This window comes from Kineococcus esterisolvens, assembly GCF_050871405.1.
GTDB lineage: Bacteria > Actinomycetota > Actinomycetes > Actinomycetales > Kineococcaceae > Kineococcus.
The window spans coordinates 1-3,094 of sequence record NZ_JBJLRI010000137.1; the positions used below are offsets into that span (position 1 = coordinate 1).

Below are 3,094 nucleotides of genomic sequence, written 5' to 3' on the forward strand. Positions count from 1 at the left end.
GCCCCGGGTGCGACGCACCCGGGGCCCGAGCCGTTCCCGGTGCCTCAGCCGAACAGGCGCTCGCCGCCCGCGGTGAGCCACCAGTTCTCCACCGCGAAGTCCGCCGGGTCGATGGTGCCGGTGGCCTGCGCACGGTCGATGAGCAGCTGGCGGATCTCCGCCTGCTCGTCGTAGACGACGGGGGCCTCGGCGATGTGCGGGAACCCGCCCCCGCCGGAACGGCGGTAGTTGTTCACCGCGACGACGAACTCCTGCTCGTCGGCCACGGGGGTGCCCTCCAGCGTCAGGGACGCCACGCGCGAGCCGGCCGGCTGGGCCAGGTCCAGCTCGTACTCCACGCCCGCGAGCTGGTCGAGGTTGTAGTCCGGCACCTCGCCGGTGGCCAGGGACTCCGGCGCCGCCGGGTCGCCCGGCGGGACGCTGGCGTAGTACTCCGCGGCCTTCTCCAGGTAGTCGCGCACCTGAGCGCCGGTCATCCGCACGGCCTGCAGCGTGTTGTCGTACACGTACAGCCCGGCGACGTCCTTGACGGTGACCTCGCCCTGCGGGAACACCGCGGTGCGGCTGAACGGCGCGGCGATCGACAGCACCGGCAGGTCCGCGTCCGGAGTGCCGGCGATCGCCTCGCGCACCGTGTCGGTCTGCACCTGCTGGATGAAGTCGATGAGCGGGGTGTCGCGCCAGCGCGACTCGGTGGCCGGCAGCTCCTCGGTCGAGGTGGCGACGACCTGGTTGACGTAGTCGACGGTCTTGCGGTGCTCCTCGGCGACCACCTCGACGATCTCGGGGTCCTCGGGCACGTCGGCGGCCCGGACCTCCTGGACGTCGGCGCCGGCGAGGGAGTACTCGCCGTCCGCCTCGCGCAGCTCCAGCTGGCTGACGGTCACCGAAGCCCCCCAGCGGTACGGCTGGGTGACCAACACCCGCTCGCCGGGGGTGGCGGTCGAGTCCACCCACGCCTCGGGCAGGTCCTGGTGGCTGTGCCCGGCGACGACGACGTCCACGTCGGCCACCTCGGCGGCGATGCGGTCGCTGACGTTCTCCGCCGCGAGGTCCTCCTCGCTGTAGGAGGACTCACCGGAGCGGCCGGAGTGCGAGAGCACGACCACCAGGTCGGCGCCGGCGGCCTTCATGCGCGGCACCTCCTGCTGCGCGGTGGCGACCATGTCCTCGAAGGTGAGCTGCCCCTCGACGTTCTGCTTGTCCCACACGGCCGAGCCGGGGGTGGTCAGGCCGAGGATGCCGACGGTGACGGCCTCCCCGCCGCCGGTGGGCTCCACGTCCCGCAGCACCCACGGGCGCAGGTACGGCGTGCCGGTGCGCTCGTCGACGACGTTGGCCCCCAGCAGCGGGGCGTCCAGGTCCAGGCGGTACTTCGCCAGGGTGTCCATGCCGTAGTTGAACTCGTGGTTGCCGACGACCTGGGCGTCGATGCCGATGGCGTCGTAGGCCTGGGCCATCGGGTGCTCGACGCCGGTGGCGGTGACCGGTTCCTGGCGGGCGTAGTAGTAGGTCAGCGGGGTGCCCTGGATGGCGTCGCCGTTGTCGACCACGAGGGTGGAGTCGGCGCCGCGCTCGGCGCGCACGCGGTCCACGGCGGTGGACACGCGCGCCAGACCCAGGCCCTGCCCCTCGGCGTAGGGGGCTCCGGCGAAGTAGTCCCAGTCCAGGACGTGGCCGTGCACGTCCGTCATGGACACGAGCGTGATGGAGGGCGGGACGGGGGCGGCGGCGGCGCTGCCCGCGCCCGCGGCGGTGCCGAGGCCGACCAGGAGGGCGGCGGCGCTCGAGGCGGCGGTGCGGCGACCGCGGCGCCCGGGGGTGGGGGGAAGGTGCATGGGGACACCTCAGCGTCCTCAGGTGTCGAGCAGGTGACGCCGCGGTGTCACACCGGTCACAGCTGCCCCACCCGTCATGGCGCCTCGACCTCCAGCGTCCACGTCCCCCCGAGCCGCGCCGGCTCCAGCAGCTTCGCCACGAACGCCTCGCACGCGGCGTCCAGCAGGGTCCCGGGCGTGCGCGGCACCCGGCCCGGCCGGGTCAGCAGGTGACGCGCCAGCAGCCCGCGGGTGTGCTTGGCCGCGTGCGAGACGACCCTGCCGTCGCGCAGCACGCGCACCGCCACGGTGCGCTCCGCCGTGGCCGCGTCGGGCGCCCACGCCGCCGCGTAGGCCGCGGAGCGGCAGTCCACCACCACCCCCGCCGGCTGCAGCGCCCGCTGCAGGTGCGGCCGCCAGAACGGCGCCAGCGGCCCCACGCCCGGCAGTTCGGTGCCCATCGAGAGCCGGTAGCCGGGCACCCGGTCGCGCGGCCGCAGCAGGCCCCACAGCGCCGAAACGACCAGCACGCGCCGCGCAGCGGCCGGCCGCAGCGACGGCAGGTCCAGGGCGTCGAACAGCACACCGGTGTAGACGCGCGCAGCCGGTGCGGCGGGCCGGGTGCGCAGCGTCGTGTTCGCGCGCACCACGTCGGCCAGGCCCGCCCCGGCTCCCAGCACGGCCGGCGCGTCGGGCCGGGCGGAGACCTCCACCAGCGCGTCCAGGACGTGCTCGCGGGCCGCGGTCAGCTCCGGCGCGCTCAGCGCGCCCAGCCGCACGGGAGCGCCGCGAGCCGGCCCCGCCCACTTCGACTCCGAGGGGGGCAGCAGCACGAGCACGGGGAGGCAGCCTAGGTGCGCGGGTGCGCGGACAGGGCCCCGGGTGGCGCTACCCTCGTGGTGGACGAGTCGGCCGGGCGGTCGCGTCGGCCCGGGCGACCGGGCCGCCGAGGAAAGTCCGGACTCCACAGGGCAGGGTGGTGGGTAACGCCCACCCGGGGTGACCCGCGGGACAGTGCCACAGAAAGCAGACCGCCTCCCCGGCGCGAGCCGGGGCGGTAAGGGTGAAACGGTGGTGCAAGAGACCACCAGCGCACCGGGTGACCGGTGCGGCTAGGTAAACCCCACCCGGAGCAAGACCAGACAGGCAGCGTTCGAGGGTGGCCCGCCCGAGCTGCCGGGTAGGTCGCTGGAGGCGTGCGGCGACGCACGTCCGAGAGGGATGGCCGCCGCCGGGGGGGGGGGGGGGGGGCGGCGGCCGCGCCCCGCCGCCCCCCC

The 3,094-nt window shown here is 75.2% G+C and carries 2 protein-coding genes and 1 other RNA gene; 1 reads left to right on the forward strand and 2 read right to left on the reverse strand.

All coding sequences use genetic code 11. From position 1 onward, the window contains the following. Positions 1-44 precede the first annotated feature (44 nt). Together ACRYR8_RS21040 and ACRYR8_RS21045 are read right to left on the reverse strand one after the other, a co-directional pair. On the reverse strand, positions 45-1,838 hold the full coding sequence (locus ACRYR8_RS21040; protein WP_432486165.1) for a bifunctional metallophosphatase/5'-nucleotidase: 1,794 nt from the start codon (positions 1,836-1,838) through the stop codon (positions 45-47). 74 nt (positions 1,839-1,912) lie between these two features. Continuing rightward, the gene (locus ACRYR8_RS21045) at positions 1,913-2,656 is read right to left on the reverse strand and encodes a YaaA family protein (RefSeq protein WP_432486164.1); all 744 of its coding nucleotides are present in this window, start codon (positions 2,654-2,656) and stop codon (positions 1,913-1,915) included. Positions 2,657-2,732: 76 nt separating this feature from the next. Between ACRYR8_RS21045 and rnpB the strand changes: the two genes are divergently transcribed. After that, positions 2,733-3,047: RNase P RNA component class A (rnpB, locus tag ACRYR8_RS21050), an RNA gene on the forward strand. Positions 3,048-3,094 lie beyond the last annotated feature (47 nt).